The 247-nt window shown below is 61.5% G+C and carries 1 pseudogene; it reads left to right on the top strand.

The window, feature by feature from the left end:
• Window positions 1-217 (top strand): annotated as a pseudogene (locus FDX22_RS27515) (host specificity protein J); the annotation flags it as partial.
• Window positions 218-247 lie beyond the last annotated feature (30 nt).

Raw genomic sequence — 247 nt, 5'->3', positions numbered from 1 at the left:
GCCGGGTGACGTCATTGAAATCTGCGATGATGACTATGCCGGGATCAGCATGGGCGGGCGCGTTCTGGCAGTGGACACTCAGACCCGGACGCTGACGCTCGACCGTGAAATCACGCTGCCGTCTTCCGGGACCACGCTGATAAGCCTGGTTGATGGTGAAGGACATCCGGTCAGCGTGGAGGTCCGGTCCGTCACCGACGGTGTGCCGTTGATGGTGTAAACCTGGCGGCGCAATACCAGGGTCAGG

The sequence above is a fragment of the Citrobacter sp. TBCS-14 genome, from assembly GCF_005280805.1.
GTDB lineage: Bacteria > Pseudomonadota > Gammaproteobacteria > Enterobacterales > Enterobacteriaceae > Citrobacter > Citrobacter gillenii.
Note: the sequence above shows the minus strand (reverse complement) of the source record. Positions and strands in the feature narration are given on the sequence as shown.